Source organism: Clostridium sp. OF09-36, assembly GCF_003481985.1.
Taxonomy (GTDB): domain Bacteria; phylum Bacillota; class Clostridia; order Lachnospirales; family Lachnospiraceae; genus Brotaphodocola.
Genome location: NZ_QUMD01000074.1, coordinates 1 through 1,812 on the forward strand (window position 1 = coordinate 1; position 1,812 = coordinate 1,812).

The 1,812-nt window shown below is 55.2% G+C and carries 1 protein-coding gene; it reads left to right on the top strand.

The annotated features are described in order from the left end of the window. Positions 1 to 1,598: relaxase/mobilization nuclease domain-containing protein (locus DXA97_RS19670; RefSeq protein ID WP_243107789.1), on the top strand; the 1,598-nt coding region annotated here is incomplete at its 5' end. Between the last annotated feature and the right edge of the window lie 214 nt (positions 1,599 to 1,812).

Genomic DNA, 1,812 nt, shown 5'->3' on the forward strand with positions numbered 1-1,812 from the left:
CTAAAAATGCGGACTATGGCGCAGCGGAAGCCTATCTCACATTTGAGCATGACGAGTTTACCATGAAGCCCACCCTTGATGAAAACGGGCGGCTGATACCGAGGGAGGACTACCGCATTTCTTCCCTCAACTGCGGGGGCGAGGATTTCGCTGTTGCCTGTATGCGAGCCAATCTCCGCCATGAGAAAAACCAAAAACGGGAAGATGTGAAAAGCCACCACTATATCATCAGCTTTGACCCACGGGACGGAACAGACAACGGCTTGACCGTAGACCGGGCGCAGGAGCTGGGCGAGCAGTTCTGCAAGGCACATTTCCCCGGACACCAAGCCCTTGTATGCACCCACCCGGACGGGCATAACCACAGCGGGAATATCCATGTGCATATCGTCATCAACTCCCTGCGGATTTATGAAGTCCCGCTTCTGCCCTACATGGACAGACCAGCCGACACAAGGGAGGGCTGCAAGCACCGCTGCACCAATGCCGCTATGGAATATTTCAAGAGTGAAGTCATGGAGATGTGCCACCGGGAGGGGCTTTACCAAATCGACCTCTTGAACGGCAGCAAGGAACGGATAACGGAACGGGAATACTGGGCGGCAAAGAAAGGGCAGCTTGCCCTTGATAAAGAGAATGCCGCCAGAGAAGCCGCCGGACAGCCGACCAAGCCTACCAAGTTTGAAACGGACAAGGCGAAGCTGCGCCGGACGATACGGCAGGCACTTTCCCAAGCCGCCAGCTTTGACGAGTTTTCTTCCCTTTTGCTGCGGGAGGGTGTGACCGTTAAGGAGAGCCGGGGGCGGCTTTCCTACCTCACGCCGGACAGGACAAAGCCTATCACAGCCCGGAAGCTGGGGGACGATTTTGACAAGGCTGCTGTCCTTGCCCTGCTCACGCAGAACGCCCACAGAGCCGCCGAAAAGCCCAAAGCCATACCGGAATACCCACATACCCAAAAGGGACGCTTGCAGGAGGAAAAAGCCGCAAAAACCACCCCGGCAGACAACACCTTGCAACGCATGGTTGACCGGGAAGCTAAGCGAGCCGAGGGCAAGGGCGTGGGCTATGACCGCTGGGCGGCAAAGTACAATCTAAAGCAAATGGCGGCTACCGTTACCGCCTATCAGCAGTACGGCTTTTCTTCCCCGGAGGAACTGGACGAAGCCTGTTCTGCCGCCTATACCGCCATGCGGGAAAGCCTTACAGAGCTGAAGCAGGTGGAAAAGACGCTGGACGGGAAAAAGGAGCTGCAACGGCAGGTGCTTGCCTATTCCAAGACCCGCCCTGTCCGGGACGGGCTGAAACAGCAGAAAAACGCCAAAGCAAAAGCAGCCTACCGACAGAAGCACGAAAGCGACTTTATCATAGCAGACGCAGCCGCCCGTTATTTTAGGGAGAACGGCATTTCCAAGCTGCCAAGCTATAAAGCCCTGCAAGCAGAGATTGAAGCCCTTATCAAAGAGAAAAACAGCGGCTACAACGATTACCGGGCAAAACGGGAGGAATACCGCCGCTTACAGACTGTCAAGGGCAATATCGACCAGATTTTACGCCGGGAACGCAAGCCTGTGAAAAGGCAGGAACAGGAACGATAAAAACCGCCCCAAAATGTACCCGAACCTATACAGAACAAGGGGGCTGCCCCGTACCCTATCCGCAATACCAAAGGGTTTTTTAACGGGCTTACAGGGCAGAAAAACCCCGAAAATGATACCGAGATGATACAGAATTACCGCCGATACCGCCACACCAGCGGAAACGGCAGAAAGGAGCGCACCCATGCCAAGAATGAGCAAGAAACGGCGGCTG